Annotated in this window: 16 protein-coding genes and 1 other RNA gene; 12 read left to right on the top strand and 5 right to left on the bottom strand. The window is 38.3% G+C overall.

Annotated elements, in window-relative coordinates; all coding sequences use genetic code 11:
- Positions 1-16: 16 nt before the first annotated feature.
- Complete coding sequence (locus tag ACN6MT_RS14210) at positions 17-2,611, bottom strand: PBP1A family penicillin-binding protein (protein ID WP_419956287.1); 2,595 nt, start codon at positions 2,609-2,611, stop codon at positions 17-19.
- Positions 2,612-2,654: 43 nt separating this feature from the next.
- Positions 2,655-3,266, bottom strand: coding sequence for a Holliday junction resolvase RecU (gene recU / locus ACN6MT_RS14215; protein ID WP_063251198.1), 612 nt, complete (start codon positions 3,264-3,266; stop codon positions 2,655-2,657).
- Positions 3,267-3,448: 182 nt separating this feature from the next.
- Between recU and ACN6MT_RS14220 the strand changes: the two genes are divergently transcribed.
- The 3 genes from ACN6MT_RS14220 to ACN6MT_RS14230 all read left to right on the top strand — a co-directional run bounded on the left by ACN6MT_RS14220 (position 3,449) and on the right by ACN6MT_RS14230 (position 5,474).
- A complete protein-coding gene (locus tag ACN6MT_RS14220) occupies positions 3,449-4,423 on the top strand; it encodes a DUF2515 family protein (protein WP_419956288.1) in 975 nt (324 codons plus the stop codon).
- A 331-nt stretch (positions 4,424-4,754) separates the two neighbouring features.
- Positions 4,755-5,051, top strand: a complete 297-nt coding sequence (locus ACN6MT_RS14225) for a hypothetical protein (RefSeq protein WP_419956289.1) — start codon at positions 4,755-4,757, stop codon at positions 5,049-5,051.
- Between the two features lie 66 nt (positions 5,052-5,117).
- Positions 5,118-5,474 carry a DUF1798 family protein gene (locus tag ACN6MT_RS14230; RefSeq protein ID WP_419956290.1) on the top strand — a complete coding sequence of 119 codons (357 nt, stop codon included), beginning with the start codon at positions 5,118-5,120 and terminating at the stop codon, positions 5,472-5,474.
- A 55-nt stretch (positions 5,475-5,529) separates the two neighbouring features.
- Here ACN6MT_RS14230 and yppF read toward each other — a convergent pair whose 3' ends face one another.
- A complete protein-coding gene (gene yppF / locus ACN6MT_RS14235) occupies positions 5,530-5,739 on the bottom strand; it encodes a YppF family protein (protein ID WP_063251194.1) in 210 nt (69 codons plus the stop codon).
- A gap of 185 nt (positions 5,740-5,924) precedes the next feature.
- Between yppF and ACN6MT_RS14240 the strand changes: the two genes are divergently transcribed.
- Positions 5,925-6,476 (top strand): YppG family protein, encoded by a 552-nt coding sequence (locus ACN6MT_RS14240; RefSeq protein WP_419956291.1) that lies wholly within the window; start codon positions 5,925-5,927, stop codon positions 6,474-6,476.
- An 82-nt stretch (positions 6,477-6,558) separates the two neighbouring features.
- Here the strand turns inward: ACN6MT_RS14240 and ACN6MT_RS14245 are convergent, their stop codons facing one another.
- Complete coding sequence (locus ACN6MT_RS14245) at positions 6,559-7,038, bottom strand: Hsp20/alpha crystallin family protein (RefSeq protein ID WP_419956292.1); 480 nt, start codon at positions 7,036-7,038, stop codon at positions 6,559-6,561.
- A 193-nt stretch (positions 7,039-7,231) separates the two neighbouring features.
- Here ACN6MT_RS14245 and hcp point away from each other — a divergent pair, with 193 nt between their 5' ends.
- Entirely contained in the window at positions 7,232-8,530 is a 1,299-nt protein-coding gene (hcp, locus tag ACN6MT_RS14250) for a hydroxylamine reductase (RefSeq protein WP_419956293.1), read from the top strand.
- Positions 8,531-8,567: 37 nt separating this feature from the next.
- Here the strand turns inward: hcp and ACN6MT_RS14255 are convergent, their stop codons facing one another.
- Positions 8,568-9,266, bottom strand: a complete 699-nt coding sequence (locus ACN6MT_RS14255) for a Crp/Fnr family transcriptional regulator (RefSeq protein ID WP_419956294.1) — start codon at positions 9,264-9,266, stop codon at positions 8,568-8,570.
- A 120-nt stretch (positions 9,267-9,386) separates the two neighbouring features.
- Here ACN6MT_RS14255 and ACN6MT_RS14260 point away from each other — a divergent pair, with 120 nt between their 5' ends.
- The 7 genes from ACN6MT_RS14260 to ACN6MT_RS14290 all read left to right on the top strand — a co-directional run bounded on the left by ACN6MT_RS14260 (position 9,387) and on the right by ACN6MT_RS14290 (position 16,711).
- Positions 9,387-11,663, top strand: coding sequence for a DEAD/DEAH box helicase (locus tag ACN6MT_RS14260; RefSeq protein WP_419956295.1), 2,277 nt, complete (start codon positions 9,387-9,389; stop codon positions 11,661-11,663).
- A gap of 17 nt (positions 11,664-11,680) precedes the next feature.
- Positions 11,681-12,964, top strand: a complete 1,284-nt coding sequence (locus ACN6MT_RS14265) for a ribonuclease H-like domain-containing protein (protein WP_419956296.1) — start codon at positions 11,681-11,683, stop codon at positions 12,962-12,964.
- Between the two features lie 405 nt (positions 12,965-13,369).
- A complete protein-coding gene (locus ACN6MT_RS14270; protein WP_419956297.1) occupies positions 13,370-13,801 on the top strand; it encodes a CotD family spore coat protein in 432 nt (143 codons plus the stop codon).
- Between the two features lie 105 nt (positions 13,802-13,906).
- Positions 13,907-14,464 carry a DUF1273 domain-containing protein gene (locus ACN6MT_RS14275; RefSeq protein WP_419956440.1) on the top strand — a complete coding sequence of 186 codons (558 nt, stop codon included), beginning with the start codon at positions 13,907-13,909 and terminating at the stop codon, positions 14,462-14,464.
- A gap of 104 nt (positions 14,465-14,568) precedes the next feature.
- Positions 14,569-14,871, top strand: coding sequence for a cell division regulator GpsB (gene gpsB / locus ACN6MT_RS14280; RefSeq protein WP_063251187.1), 303 nt, complete (start codon positions 14,569-14,571; stop codon positions 14,869-14,871).
- A gap of 80 nt (positions 14,872-14,951) precedes the next feature.
- Positions 14,952-15,354: RNase P RNA component class B (gene rnpB, locus ACN6MT_RS14285), an RNA gene on the top strand.
- Positions 15,355-15,568: 214 nt separating this feature from the next.
- A complete protein-coding gene (locus ACN6MT_RS14290; protein ID WP_419956298.1) occupies positions 15,569-16,711 on the top strand; it encodes a THUMP domain-containing class I SAM-dependent RNA methyltransferase in 1,143 nt (380 codons plus the stop codon).
- Positions 16,712-16,771 lie beyond the last annotated feature (60 nt).

A 16,771-nucleotide genomic window follows, 5' to 3' on the forward strand; every position in this document is an offset into this window, starting at 1 on the left:
TTTTGCTATCGGAGTATTATCCTCCACTTCGATTACCCGTTGGATTGCCATTACCTGTTCCGGTTCCGGTTCCGGTTCCGGTTCCAGTTCCGGTTCCAGTTCCAGTTCCAGTTCCAGTTCCAGAATCAGTAGTTCCGGGTTCATTACCACCATTACCTTCTTCATTACCATTACCATTACCATTACCATTACCTTCGCCGTTACCGTTACCATTGCCGTTGTTGCCATTACCTTCACCATCTTCATTCTGTTGAGGTAAAGGAATCACAACTGAGGTTGCAGCAGGATCACTTCTCTTGCCGTCTATTATGGCTGTAATTGTAATGCTATATGTTGTACCTGGTGTTGGGTTTTGAAGTGTAACGACTCTTTCTGTTATAGTTGATGTTTTTGGTGCAACACCATCAGTTACTGTGATTTCGAATTGGACATTAGCATTGTTTGGATTGTTGTAATCCCATGTCAGGGTCACATTGTTTTTTCCTGCATCATAGATTGCTTTTGGATTGCTAGGTGCTGCAATCTTGTTGTATTTCTCTGAGACTGTTTTTGGTGCATGACCTTTCACAGCGTACTCAGTAATTACCTCACTATCCGGAGTGAATTCACTTGCTAATGCAGGTGGTTTTGACCCTTTTTCAATTCTTACCTTTTGTACGCTGTCTGGAACAGGGAAGTCAGTTGTCTTGATATCTTTTGATACATATTCCATGAGATTCTTAAAGATTAACTGGGCAATCTTTTGATCTGCACCTGGTTGAATAGGCGTTTTAATACTAGAGTAACCCGTCCAAACAGCTGCGGTGTAGTTGGTTGTGTATCCGGCGAACCATGCGTCAGGAACAACCTTGCTGCTTGTGATATTCCATTTTTTCATATCAGCTTCTGTATAATTGGTGGTACCTGTTTTCCCTGCGATTGGAAGCCCTGGAACTCTTGCTGTTGTCCCTGTACCTGGAGAAACTAGAACGCTCTTTAACATATCTGTAATCATGAAAGCAGTCGAATCCTTCATAACAAGTTTCGATTCAGGTGCAGTGTCAAGGACTGTACCATCTCTGAGTTCGATTTTTTTGACGGCATAAGGTTTAGTATACATTCCATTATTTCCAAAAGCACTATAAGCTCCGGCCATTTGAAGAGGTGAAACACCGACCGTTTTTCCGCCAAACCCGCCGATGGCATAGGATTCATAAATTTCCTTTAACGGAATACCTAAGTTGACAGCAAAATCTTTAGCTTTTTCTAAACCAACCTGCTGAAGTGCTTGAACTGCAGGTGTATTTCTAGAATATTGTAAGGCAGTGCGCATAGAAATTGGTCCCATATATTTGTCATCCCAGTTACCAAACTCTTGACCAGTGGAATACTTTATTGGTTTATCATCAATCGTTTGATATGTACCCCAATTAAGGTATTCAATAGCTGGGGCATAATCAAGTACTGGTTTAATGGTTGAACCCGGCTGGCGCTGCGTATCGATTGCGTAGTTAAAGCCACGGCTCACCTCTTGGTTTCGTCCGCCGCCAATTGCACGGATTTCCCCTGTTTTGGTGTCAATGAGAGCAATCCCAGCTTGAAACTCAGCGTCTGGATATTGTATGACCTCATCCGTATTAAGAATGGTATTGACATGTAATTGTGCGTTTTTATCAAGTGTTGTATGAATGATTAAACCATCGGAAAATATATCAAAGTCTCCTTGATCTTCCACTTCGTCGATTACTGCATCAACAAATGAATCATACGGTTTTTCGTCTCTAACTCTTTCCTCGTCTTTAACCAATGTAGCTGTCACTGGAACACTTTGCGCTTCTTCCATTTGTTCTTTGGTAATAAAGCCATGCTGCTCCATTAACATTAATACAATGTTACGTCTCTTTTCTGCTAAGTCTGGATGATCGAATGGGTTGTAATTATTTGGACTTTGCGGCATTCCAGCGAGCTGCGCAGCTTCTGGAAGCGTGAGTTCATTTAATGGTTTCCCATAATAAATTTTTGCAGCTGTTGCAAGGCCATGACTGTTTTCAGAAACAAAAACTTTGTTAACATACATTTCAAAGATTTGGTGCTTTGTATATTTTTGTTCAAGCTGATAGGCCATCCATACTTCCTGAACCTTTCGCTTGATGGTTTTTTCAGGAGTCAAAAATGAGTTTTTTATAACTTGCTGTGTAATCGTACTTGCCCCTTCAGAACCAAATCCTTCGCGGAAATTGGCTACAACAGCACCAGCCAAGCGGATGGGGTCTAAACCATGGTGTTTATAAAATCGTACATCTTCTACTGCTAAAACCGCATCTTCAACAAGTTTTGGAATATCTTTGTAGTTTACATATTCGCGGTTGACCGAACCAACTTCTGTAATCAACTCGCCATCTTTATCTAAAACCTTAGAAGAGATGGGGTCTTTTAATAATTTCGGATCAAGTTTAGGAGTATCCTTTACTAAATAAGCAAAAGTTCCAACGCCAGCCAAAATACCAATTATGCCAAGGGCAACAAGGACTAGAAAAATCTTTTTAACCATGCCGCTAGATTTTTTCTTTGCTTTTTGTTTTCCTTTGGGCTGCTGTAGTTTTTTACGGCGCTCCTCTCTCGATTCTGCCATGATAAATTTCCTTCCTTTCATACTTCAAGCATTTTCACTAAATCTAAAAATGAAAAAGGCTATCTATGATTTTAATATAGTCAATTCTTGGGTGAAATCCAAGTGGAATGAATATTCCCATTTGCTCGATTTCCTCTTTTGTAATAGATTTTCTCCCCCCATTTTTCATTCTATCCCAAAAGGACAGCAAGTGTTGGGCTTGCAGTAAAAACACTTGTTCCTGCTTTGAAAAACGGAGAATAACGAAACAGATACCACCATGAGAAACAACTTCCTGCATATGATCAATTTGATGCTGATGAAAATTTTTTAATGGAAACGAGGTTTGATTTGCCGTTTCCTTCGCTTCAAAATCAATGTATTTACCTTTATATACCCCGTTATAATCAGTGGTTGAAGCTTGTTTGAAATAAGCTTCTTTTATAACAGCGGCACTTCTTTTAGGATAGTCTACTTGAACAATTTGAACAGGTGTAGGTTTCTTATGGATGACAGCGATATTTCTTTCTCGATAATATTCATTCGTTTCATTCAAATCATCTTCTAGAGTCATTCCTCTATTACTATAGGAGTGAGTACTTTGTTTCTTCACTTTGGTTTCTGTTTCGGTCACTTTTGGAATGTACCTTTTTCCGTTTGGATAATTAAAGTTCATGATAAGCACCTCTCAAGCTATTACTTATCATAACAAATCTCCGGTGTTATGGGGTGTATAAAATTATTTGGTATACACACGCTAATAAAAATACTGTACCTTGACTGCCGAGAAAAAGCATGATTCTTTTTTCATAAATCATTCATTCTCAAAAACTACCTATTTGAAAGTAGAAGGTGAATATGAATCATCTTACAATACATGAGATTGAGACTATCAGTCAAATAAAAGCAGAAACGAATAAAAAGAATCTTGATAATATTTCAAGAACAGACGCTTATTTCACATATTTCAAAAATAACTCAGATATTGTATGGTCCTTCCTTGCCAGTATGGTATCAAGGAATGGCGGCTGGAACATGTGCGATCTGGAGGGACATGTCTTTCGAGAAATTTTAGAGCCTAATACAAGAAAAGAATTATTTCTTACTTTTGAGCGAGCCAATTGGTTGATTTTTCATGACGTCTACCCGCAGTTACTGGTCTATCAATATTCGACGAAATTAAAGCGTCCAATGTTTCATCTGCTTCCATACTTTAAATGTTCTGAATTTATCCAAAAAGAGTGGGAGAGATATTGGAAAGAAGGAAATCGGGAACGGCTTACCACCGCATTAATCATTAATGAGCAAAATGTTATTGATACACCTGTAATCCAACATCCAATTTATAAAAAGAGGGTCTTCCAGTCCTGGATTTTTAATATTCAAGATTGGCTTCATTTTAGCTGCGTCCTATTTCCAACTTGTGGGGGAGAATTATATGGTGCCAGTGTAAATGGCTTTAGGTCACTCTCGAAGCGAATTAATCTTGGTAAAAGGCTGGCAAGAATTTTGACCCATCCGCGTCTATTTCCATTTTTTTTCGAGTTTGCTGATAAAACACCACATACGGGGTCGCGATATGATTATGAACAATATTTTAAGACTAAAACCAACCGTAAAACACCAATATTAAGAGCCACCTTTCCAATCATTGAGCACAATCACTATGAATATGAAGATTGGAGTGAAAGAAAGGTAATATCCCCTGCATGGCTGCATTTCCCAGCAATACACCGTCATCCTATTCACTTAACAGATTGGTACTTCGACAAATCAAATCAGTTGGATTTAATGTTAGCCTTACATAAGGCATCGCATATAAAGAAAATATAAAAAGCAAGGCGAGAAGCCTTGCTTTTATGCTCCTTATTCAGCCGGACGATTTGGTCCTTCAAGCTTTTTATCACCATAGCCAACTTTATTTTCTACTTGTGCTGCACCAGATTTTTTGTTTTGTTTCTTTTTGGACATTTTCAACACCTCCAATTTTAGCTTGTTCGATTTTCTATTTTTCATGCGAAATGTGCTAGTGTCGAATGAAAAGGTAATAAATGCCAGAATGGCACTTTCTTTGCCGAATCTCTTCTAGTTTTGTCAAGGGGGAAGGAAGCCTTAAAAAGAAAGCGAATAGTACCTAGTATATAATCGCGAGGAGGTTCTTAATTTGATGAATTCGTCATTGCCGGAAAAGGAAAAGCTGCTTTCTATGCTGACAGAGATACAAGATCAATTAGAAGAATTGGAGATTGTGCTGGAAGCATCTTTCTCAGACCTTCGCATTCAAATGAATAATGAGGAGTTAAATAAATTAACCGCACCTGTTCAGAGACTCTCTAATCTTGAAGAAAAACTAGATAAAATAAATCCAACAACCAATGAAACAAATGCAGAACAAAACAATTCAGTCGCAAAAGCACTAAAACTTGAAATGGGCTTCTGGTTACCGATAGAATATGAATAAAATCAGATTGAGTAGCTTTATTAAAAGCTGCTTTTTATTTTGTATGTTAGAAAGGAATAATGTCCCATGTCAGCAGAAATTCTGGTCTTAACCAAAAAGCTGTTAAACTATAACCATTTATTTGTGAAATATTACCAAGAAGCCCGGGAGAATGGGACCAGCCATGATTTTCATGAAGTGATTAAGCCTTTTGCTAACGAAGTTAAGAAGGTTTCCCAAGAATGGGGCACATTGTTGAAAAACTGGTTAGTAAAAAATCCGCAGAAGCATCTCCATCTGAAACAAATCGATACGACCTTAGATCATATTGATCAATTATCAATACAGGCTTTTTTTCCGAAAACAAGCCGTTCAAGATTTTTAAATGCAAATCGGACGGTCGAATTTTTTCTGTTAGAGATTTTGAAAGAATTAGAAACATAAAAGAGATGCGCAGATCGCATCTCTTTTAGGGCTTGTCTAGCTGTATTTTACTATTTTATGAATTTTCGATGAGGGAGTCTTCCTTATAATCGTCAGGAATTACGGCGCCCTGAGCTTCAAGATCACGTACAAGCAGGCGATATTCTTTGATGTTAATCTCGTTGTGAATATAAGCCTTCTTAGCAAAATCCATTAATGCGTTTAGATCATCAGTACTGTAATCTCGACTTTGAATAAATTTGCTTTTTAGTGAGCGAATGTCCATATGTAACTCCTCCTTCATCTTTTTTTTATAGTAACATGAAAAAAAAGGATTCCTAGTTTTTAAAATATTTAAACTTTAGACAAATTTCTCTCCATTTTGACATTGAAATCGAGTTGAAAATATGCACCCTTAACTTGTTTGATACATAGTGTGTAGTAATGAAAATGCGGAGGAGATGTTTGCCCATGTACGGTAGAAATCAATCGAACTATTATATAAATCATGGATACTCGGGGCAAATGCAGTACAAAAGCCCAGGTTATTATCCATCCAATTTTGAACCCGTTCCTCGTAATCAGCCATATCCTTACCAGGCAGTACAAAGCATGGAATGGTATCCATATCAACAACCAAATCCTTACTTTCAACAGAGCTATCAACCATATGATCCTACCTATCAGCCTGGTGTTAAACTTGCGCAAATGTCCAATCTCACTGGCCATAATCCTCATAAAAATGCACAATTTCTATTTCAAAACCCTCTGCAGCCGCAGGAGGAAATGCAGCTAAATCAGTATATGCCGCAAATGAACGGATATAGTGTAATGAACCCGTATCCAAAACCAAATGCAATGATAAAGCAGCCTGGGGGAATTCAATCTATAATGAATTCTTTTAAATCACAAGACGGGTCTGTCGATGTAAATAAGATGGTGAATACAGCCGGGCAGGTAGTAAATGCAGTGACCCAAGTATCCTCTTTAGTGAAAGGACTTGGAGGAATTTTTAAAGCCTAAAACGGTAGAAAGACGGCAAAAGCCGTCTTTCTTTTTGGGGATTTGTCGAAAAATTTGTGTTTTAACTTTTTATTTAAATTCTTTAGTCGTCTATATTTATTGTTTTTCCTCGTACTTGTGGAATTCGAATTGTCAGTAATCCGTCTCGATAGGAAGCCCTTACCATTTTTTCGTTAATGTTAATAGGTAAGGGAATGGACCGGGTATGTCTCTGTTGTGAAACCCTTTTTTGGAAAAAGTGATTGTTTAGATCTTCCTTCGTTTCCATTTCATTATTCTCGACAGAAATACTTACATGATTAGGTAAGATATTAAGTCTTATTTGCTCCTTTTTAACCCCCGGCAGCTCCGCTATAATAATATATTCGTCCTCTGCTTCCTGAACCTCTACAGGAAAAGCGCCAGTTGGAAACGGACTATTAAAAAATTCATCAATCGATTGTAGAAATCCTTTTACTGGTTTTTCATGGAAAAAGTCATTCATCGTTCTGAAAAATTCACGGAATTGCTCAGGTTTAACCTTCTTATTGTTATTTTGGTCACTTGGAGGCATGGATGACATCAAACTTTCCCTCACTTTCCATATTTTCTCACCATATCATATGCGTTAGGCGATCGTTTGTGCAGCGTCATAAGATTGTGATAACTTTTTGAACCTTTTATTACAAATCAATTTTTAGTGATAAATGTCACATTAAAAATTTTCTAGTCTTTGTATCCTGAGAAAGTAATTTACGAGAAAGCGAGGGAACAGAATGTTCTGTAATCAATGCGAACAAACTCCTGTTGGAGGCTGTACAGTCGTAGGTGTTTGTGGGAAAGATGAAACGATTTCAAGCTTGCAGGATACCATTATATACGGATTAAAAGGAATTGCAGCCTACCGGACGCATGCTAATCAACTTGGCTATACCGATTCATTTGTTGATACAACTACACAAGAAGCTCTTTATATGACATTAACAAATTCTAATTTTAATGTTCAGGAACATATCGACATGGCAATGAAGGTGGGGCAGGCAACAGTACGTGTGATGGAAATGCTCGATGAAGCACACACAAAGCGTCTTGGCATTCCCGAGCCGATCACTGTCAGCCAAAACAAAATTGAAGGAAAATCCATTGTGGTTTCGGGTCATAACTTGTTTGCACTCGAGGAACTACTAAAGCAGACTGAAGGAAAAGGCATTAATATTTATACACATTCTGAAATGCTGCCCGCACATGGATACCCGGCATTAAAGAAATATCCTCATTTAAAAGGTAATATTGGAAAAGCGTGGTATGACCAACGACGTCTATTTGAAAATTTCCCTGGTGCGATTTTGGCAACCACCAACTGTGTTATGCCAATTAAAGGTACATATGCAGATAGAATGTTTAGTTATGAAGTAGCAGGTCTTGAAAATGTACAAAAAATTATCAATGAAGATTTTTCACCGTTAATTGAGCGAGCACTTGAGCTTCCTGAAGCGGATATACATTCAGATGAAACGTTGCTTACAGGTTTCCATCATGAAACGGTTCTGGGCTTAGCACCAGAAGTAATTGAGGCTGTAAAAGCTGGGAAAATAAAACGCTTCTTTGTCATTGCTGGATGTGATGCGCCTGGTAAAGGTGGAGAGTATTATCGCGAATTAGCAACCTCTCTACCGCAGGAAACCGTTATTTTGACAACATCATGTGGTAAGTTCCGCTTTAACGATGTTGATTACGGTGTTGTTCCCGGAACAAATATTCCACGTTATATTGATTTAGGGCAGTGTAACAACTCAGGATCTACTGTTAAGATTGCAATGGCACTAGCTGATGCATTTGGATGCGAAATCAATGAACTTCCTGTTAGTATTGTTTTATCCTGGTTTGAGCAAAAAGCAGTAGCCATTCTTTTAGGGTTATTTAGCTTAGGAATACAGGATATTCGTATTGGACCAAAGCCGCCTGAATTCATTTCAGAAGGTGTCCTGCAGGTTCTAAAGGAAACATTTAACTTAAAATTAATTGGTACTGCTCAAGAAGACATGGCAGACATGCTTCAGTTATCAAAAGCTTAATCAAGAGAAAACCGCAGCAATCAAACGCTGCGGTTTTTTAAATTAAATTAATTTCTGAAAGTAATACATCAATATCTATAATCATATTACCGCGATCATCTACTTCGATTAGGTCGTCCTTTTTCATTTTTGTCAGCGTTCTACTGATCGTTTCACGAGTAGTTCCAATCATGTTGGCCAAATCACGGTTGGTAAACTCAGACTTTAGAAGAATCGTTCCATCCACTAATTCCTTTCCATGCTTTTGCCCAAGACGAATAAGGAGCTTTATGATTTGCTCATATGTATTGTTAAGTATTTGTTCCTCCAGCCTGTTTTGTAAATCCACGATTTTTTCGCCGAGAACTTTAAATACTTTAATACTTAGTTCAGGATACTCAATGAGAACTCCTTCAAATTTTGAAATAGGGACTGCAATCAGCGTTGATGGTTCAAGAACTTCTGCGTATGCAGGGTAACTGCCTTTTCTAAAGAAGCCAACGTGAGGAAACATCTCACCCTTTTTCATCATGGCGACAATTTGTTCTTTTCCGTGAATATCACTTTTGTATACTTTTATTTTCCCATCATAAATGAAATAAACATTCTCTAACGGGTCACCTTGAAGAAAAACATGACTTTGCTTTTTCCATTCTCTTGCAATGGAAATGTTGGCAATCTTCGTTAATTCGTAGTCATCTAATTCCTTAAAAAGCATGAACTCAGAAAGCACCTTCTTAATATCTTCAATTCTCATGCTCCACCTCCACAGACGAAATAAAATACCTTATACTATTGTAACAGACAACTATATAATAATTAACAAGCTTTTTCTGCGAACGTTTATTCGCTATAATGGTAATAACGAGGTGATTTTATGAAATTGAAAAAAAACCTGCAAGACATTCTTGCAGATTTAAAAATAAATGAAAGTTTTAAGGAAAATATTGTTACCTGGAAGACACTTGAGGCCAAAGAAGCTCAAACCGTGTCCCTTCCGGATAACCTTCATTCCGCATTAAGAGATTCACTAACTAGTAAGGGGATAGAAAGGCTGTACACACACCAAAAATCTGCTTATGAAAAGATTATGACTGGTAATAGTATTGTAGCCGTTACGCCTACTGCATCTGGAAAAACACTGTGCTATAACCTGCCCGTTTTACAAAGTATTTTATCCAACCCTAATGCAAGGGCCCTTTATATGTTTCCCACAAAAGCACTTGCGCAGGATCAGAAAAGTGAGATAAATGAAATTATCCAGGCTGCAGGAATTGATATTAATAGTTACACATATGACGGTGATACACCAGCCAACATTCGCCAAAAAGTCCGTAAAGCTGGTCATGTTGTCATAACCAATCCGGATATGCTTCATTCAGCCATCCTGCCTCATCATACGAAATGGGTTTCACTCTTTGAAAATCTCAAATTTGTCGTGATTGATGAGCTTCATACGTATCGAGGCGTTTTTGGAAGTCATGTGGCCAATGTTATTCGCCGACTAAAACGAATTTGTCGTTACTATGGCAGCAATCCAGTTTTTATATGTACATCTGCCACGATTGCAAATCCGCTTGAGCTTGCTGAAAACCTAACGGAAGAAAACATGGTACTGATTGATAATAATGGTGCCCCTAGTGGAAACAAGCACTTTCTCTTTTATAATCCACCAATTGTAAATAAACCCTTAAATATTAGAAGAAGTGCAACACTTGAGGTTCGGAAAATTGCAGGTGAATTGTTGAAAAATAAAATTCAAACCATCGTCTTTGCTAGAAGCAGAGTCCGAGTCGAAATTATTTTAACTTATCTGCAAGAGTTGGTAAAAAATCAATTAGGACCTAAATCTATCATGGGGTATCGTGGAGGATATTTACCAACCGAAAGAAGAAAAATTGAAAAAGGCCTTCGTTCCGGGGATATTTATGGAGTCGTTAGTACAAATGCACTAGAATTGGGAGTAGATATTGGCCAGCTGCAGGTATGTATTATGACTGGGTATCCTGGAACCATTTCCAGCGCTTGGCAGCAGGCGGGGAGAGCAGGAAGAAGACATAGCGAAGCCCTTGTTATTATGGTTGCGAGTTCTAGCCCACTGGACCAATACATTATTCAGAACCCGGAATACTTTTTTAATAAAAGCCCAGAGACAGCAAGAATTAATCCTGATAACTTAATCATTCTAATTGACCATATGAAATGTGCGGCTTTCGAGCTGCCTTTTAAGGCTGATGAGCAGTTTGGAAACGTTGGAACGGAGGATTTGCTTGAATATCTAACTGAGGAACGGATTCTATACCAGAACGGCGATAAATGGTATTGGATGAATGATTCGTTCCCTGCACATAATATTAGTTTACGCTCCGCTTCTCAGGAAAATGTTATCATTGTAGACCAATCAGATGTGGCAAATGTAAAAGTAATCGGAGAAATGGATCGCTTTTCAGCCATGACGCTGCTGCATGATGAAGCCATCTATCTGCACCAAGGAACACAATTTCAGGTAGAAAAGCTCGATTGGGAAGAAAAAAAGGCATTTGTTCGGGAAGTGGATGTTGACTATTTCACAGATGCTAATTTAGCTGTACAACTAAAGGTGTTAGAAGAGGACAAGTTTAAAAAGTTGGAGTATGCAGAGGTTGGTTATGGGGATGTGAGCGTCCGCGCAATGGCGACTATCTTTAAGAAAATTAAATTCGAGACCCATGAAAATATTGGTTCTGGCCCAATTCATCTCCCCGAAGAAGAGCTGCACACGAGTGCCGCATGGATTTCGTTAAATAAGTCGTTCGCAGAAATGGGGCAAGAGCGATTAGAACAGGGACTTGTTGGCACAGCACACGCCTTAAATCATATTGCACCACTATTTGTCATGGCAGACCCACAAGATATTCATGTGATTCCACAGGTTAAAGCGGATCATAATGAGAAACCGACGATTTTCTTCTATGACCGTTATCCTGGAGGCATTGGTTTAAGTGAGAAAATTCATTCGGGAATGCCAGTTGTATTTGCTGAAACGAAAAGGATGATTGATAACTGTAAATGTCAAACAGGATGTCCGTCGTGTATTGGAACCGACACAGTCGGTGAGACGGCAAAAAGTGATACGTTATCAATAATTGAAGCTTTTATAAATCCTTCCAATTAAAATGAGGAAGTGCTGAAATGTCATTGAAAAATAAATTAAATCGTTTAAAGCCGCATATTTCAGGAGGAGCCTCACCAATAAACAATACTCCTCTTAAGACTGCAAGGATAGAGATACCTTTCCTTTCAAAATGGGAAAGTGAAAATGTGACCCCTTATTATTTGGATCAGGATTACTGCCTGATTCGTGAAGTGAAATATCCATTGTCACAAAAGCATGGTCATTATCATTTTCATGATTTTCTTACAGCTGTTGATATTTGGAATAAGCAGCCTATTAGCCATCCGTTATCAGCAGAAGGACATTCTGCAGAGGAATTATTCTTTTTTGATACAGAAACAACCGGACTTGGCGGTGGAACAGGGAATACGATATTTTTACTTGGATATGCAAGCGTAGTCGGTGAAAATCTTGTTTTAAGGCAGCATATACTTCCACACCCAGGTGCGGAAGTCCCTTTATATCAAAGCTTTCTGGAAAACGTCAACTATAAAACATTAGTCACTTATAATGGAAAATCCTTTGATTGGCCACAAGTAAAAACCAGGCACACCCTCGTTAGGGATCATGTACCTAAGCTTCCTGCATTTGGTCATTTTGATTTATTTCATGCAGCAAAAAGACTATGGAAACATAAATTGGAGCGACTTAAACTAGCAGTGGTTGAAAAAGATGTCTTAGGGGTAGAACGACAAGATGATATACCTGGGTATTTAGCTCCGATGATTTATTTTGATTTCGTTGAAAGTAAACAGCCTGATGGAATGCTTGGAATCATCAAGCATAATGAAATCGATATATTATCACTTGTCACATTATATACCCATATAACCTATCAACTTTGTGGAATAGACAACAACCAAACACGTAAAGAATCATTTGAAGTCGGACGCTGGTATGCTGCTCTGGGGGAAAAGGCCGAAGCAGCTAAGGTATTGACGAAGCTTGTGGAGGGCAGTGACTTTACATCTTTACAAGCAAAGCTTGCATTAGCCTATCAATCTAAAAAAGAACAAAACTGGGAAATTAGTTTATCATTATTTAAAGAAGTGGCGGACGTTGAAAACCCGAAGTTAAGTGTTGACGCATGCATCGAGGCTTCTAAAATATATGAGCATAGGATAAAAGATTATAAGCTTGCATTGGATTATTGCCTAAAGGCTTCGGTAATAGTGGAAAATACCAATAGTCCGATGCAAAAAGTTCAGCAACAGATCGAAACAAGACTGACCCGGCTAGAGGGGAAATTCGCTAAATTTCCTAGGCAGGCCCAACATTCTTCAACTCTCGATTATTTGTAACAAAAATTTCACATTTAGCAACGAAAATAATCGTTTTCCCATATTGTTTCTTATAGTTGAAACATGTAAAATATTAAACTGTGAGTAAAAAACGACTATAAAACAATAATGGAGTAGATACTATGTATAAAGCAATTTTGTATTTATTTTTTGTTGTCGTTTGTTTGACTGCAGTACTTTTTTCAAGCTTAAAAGATAACTTATATTCGATGCTATAAAAAGTCAAAGCGCCATCCTTCAGATATAGACATTTATCACTGAGCGCTTAAACTAGACAGTTGTCTAAGTGAAGTCAATTTTAATTTGATAATTGAAAAAATAGGTATTTTCCTTAGTACAAGAAATACTCTCCTATCATAGGCTGTTAATGTAAACAGAATATATTAATTGAAGGGAGAGCTTATATTGTATCTTGGAACTAATTTTGCGCCGCCAGTCATTCATCCGACTCAGCAATTCGTTAACCATACTTTCTCAACAACGGTGGTACCACATATTCATCCGAAACATATTACAACTATTAATCACCATATGTTCCAGCATAAACACTATTGCCCAACTACTGCTTCTTGTGCTGAGGAGTGCTGTAACCAGCACATTAACTGTTGTCCAGGTGGTATGCCGCAAGCACCAATGCCGGCACCAATGCCAACAGCTGTTGCTGGAGCTCAGAGTAATGCATTACCTCCAGGAAGTAACATGGGACCAGGCATGATGGGACCAGGAATGGGACCGGGCATGATGGGACCAGGCATGATGGGGCCAGGTATGGCACCAGGAATGGGACCGGGTATGGCGCCAGGTCAACTACCTCGGCCTAAGCGTTTATGGGGATAACAATTACTAACAAGGGCAATTTTGCCCTTGTTTTTTTTATTATTTTTGATATGTTTATAAAAATAGATGGCGCTCATCTGCCGCCAAATAAGGAGAATAACCTTGATTAAAGTTTTAGCTGTATCAGGTTACAAACCGTTTGAATTAGGGATATTTAAAAACGATCATCCTGCTGTCATGTATATTAAAGAAGCTCTAAAGAAAGAGTTAATCCAAATGATGGAGGGAGGATTAGAGTGGGTATTGATTAGCGGACAATTGGGTGTGGAGCTTTGGGCTGCCGAGGTTGTTTTTGAACTAAAAACAGAGTTTCCTGATGTAAAACTAGCTGTTATTACCCCATTTTTAGACCAGGAATCCTCTTGGAGTGAAAACAACACGGAATGGTATAAATCAATTCTTGCAGAAGCTGATTTTATCGATTCAGTAACGAAGAAAGGGTACGAAAAACCTTGGCAGTTTCGTTTGAAGAATCAATTTTTTATTGAAAAAAGCGATGCACTGCTCCTTTTATATGATCAGGAGAAAGAAGGAAGCCCAAAATACATATACGAAATGGCGGTACAATATCAAAATAATCATTCATATCCTATTCAGCTTGTCACATTTTATGATTTACAAGTAATTGTAGAAGAAGGGGAATTAAAACATTTGGATTTTTAATGAACGAACCTAATTGTTATAGGATAAGAAAGAAAAATTGACAAAATCGCATATTTTTGAAAAAATAATAGGTAATGATTGGCGAATGACTTGAGGTGATTTGTATGGTGTCCGATAAAGTGAAATTAACTGCTAAGGATATTTTAGAAAAAGAATTTAAGACCGGAGTCCGAGGCTATAAACAAGAAGATGTTGATAAGTATCTGGACTTGATTATCAAGGATTATGAAGTGTTCCAACAGGAAATTGAAGATTTGCAGCAAGAAAATCTCCGTTTGCGTAAACAGCTAGAAGAAACATCTAGAAGACAGCCGGTAACACAACCTGCAGGAACGACGAATTTTGATATTTTAAAGCGATTATCGAATCTTGAAAAACATGTATTTGGCAATAAACTTTATGATTAACAGATGGTACCTTGATTTCCTAATTAAAACCATTGATTAATAAAATACAAATGCATATAATAGAAAAGTACTCATTAATAACGTTCGGGTAATCGCTGCAAGGAGCATTTGCTTATTGTAGAGGAAAGTCCATGCTCGCACGAGCTGAGATGCTCGTAGTGTTCGTGCCTAGCCAATTCATAAGCTAGGGCAGTCTTGAGCCATTGGCTTGGCTGACGGCCGGGAAAATACCTAAGTCCGATTAGGATATGGTATGAATACCTGTAAAAGTGCCACAGTGACGGAGCCTTTTCAGAAATGAAAAGGGTGGAACGAGGTAAACCCCACGAGCGAGAAACCCAAATAATGGTAGGGGCACTTTCTCTGAGGAACTGAACGAGGAGAAGGACAGATTCAATGAATCTGTAGATAGATGATTACCACCTAAGTACGAGACGTGTAACGTCGTTTGCAGTACTATGGTACAGAACATGGCTTACAGAACGTTATTAATGTTAATAAAGTTTACGGTATCGACTCTCCATATGAGGAGAGTCTTTTTACTTTTAGGTTATGTTAAAGATTATCGTTGATTTGTATATTTGTGAATGGAATCGCTCGCTCATGATTGCATGGGCTTACTGATTTTGGTCTATAATGGTATGATAGGCAAGCATACATTCATACATAATAAGGTAAATAGTTAAGGGTGGAATAAATGGGAAAATATCAATTAATTGCTACCGCTGCGATGGGGCTGGAAGCATTAGTAGCGAAAGAAGTACGTGCTCTCGGTTATGAGTGTGAAGTGGAAAACGGCAAAGTTATTTATACTGGTGATGAAAGCGCGATTGCCCGCAGTAATATGTGGCTTCGAACAGCTGACAGAGTAAAAATAAAAGTCGGGGAATTTAAGGCTTATACTTTTGATGAATTATTTGAGAAGACAAAAGCATTGCCATGGGAAAAATACCTCCCTGAGGATGCAGAGTTCCCAGTTACCGGAAAATCAGTAAAATCAAAATTATTCAGTGTTTCCGATTGCCAGGCAATTGTAAAAAAAGCAGTTGTGGATCGAATGAAAAGTCATTATAAGCGCAGCTCATGGTTTGAAGAGACAGGTGCGTATTATCGAATAGAAGTTGCATTGTTAAAAGACGTTGCAACAATAACGATTGATACAAGCGGTCAAGGACTCCATAAACGAGGATACCGTGTTAATCAAGGTGAAGCTCCGTTAAAGGAAACCCTTGCAGCAGCCTTGGTATCGTTAACGAATTGGAAGCCCGATAAACCATTTATCGACCCTTTCTGTGGTTCTGGAACGATTCCAATTGAAGCGGCCATGATTGGTCAAAATATTGCGCCTGGTTTTAACCGAGAATTTGTGTCAGAAAATTGGAATTGGATTCCAGGGGAAGTATGGGACGAGGCTCGAACAGAGGCTGAGGATTTAGCAAATTATGATCAACCCTTGGATATTATGGGAACCGATATTGATCATCGTATGATTAAAATCGCTCAAGAAAACTCCTTTGAGGCAGGTCTTGGTGATCTCATCCAATATAAACAAATGCAAGTAAAAGATATAACAACAACCAAAGAATATGGCGTGATTATTGGTAATCCTCCATATGGAGAAAGACTTGGTGAGAAACAAGCCGTTGAGCATATGTATAAGGAAATGGGACAGGCTTTTAGTAAGCTTGATACCTGGTCCATCTATATCATGACCTCCAATGAACAGTTCGAGCAATTTTATGGGAAACCAGCAACAAAGAAGCGGAAGCTGTTTAATGGCTTTATCCGCACAGACCTTTATCAGTATTGGGGAAAAAGACCTCCCCGTACAAATGAATAGTAGAGATTAACAATTGGAGCCTAATGATAAAGGCTCCATTTAATTCGTTATAGGAGTGGT

The organism is Neobacillus niacini, assembly GCF_048572935.1.
Classification (GTDB): domain Bacteria; phylum Bacillota; class Bacilli; order Bacillales; family Cytobacillaceae; genus Neobacillus; species Neobacillus niacini.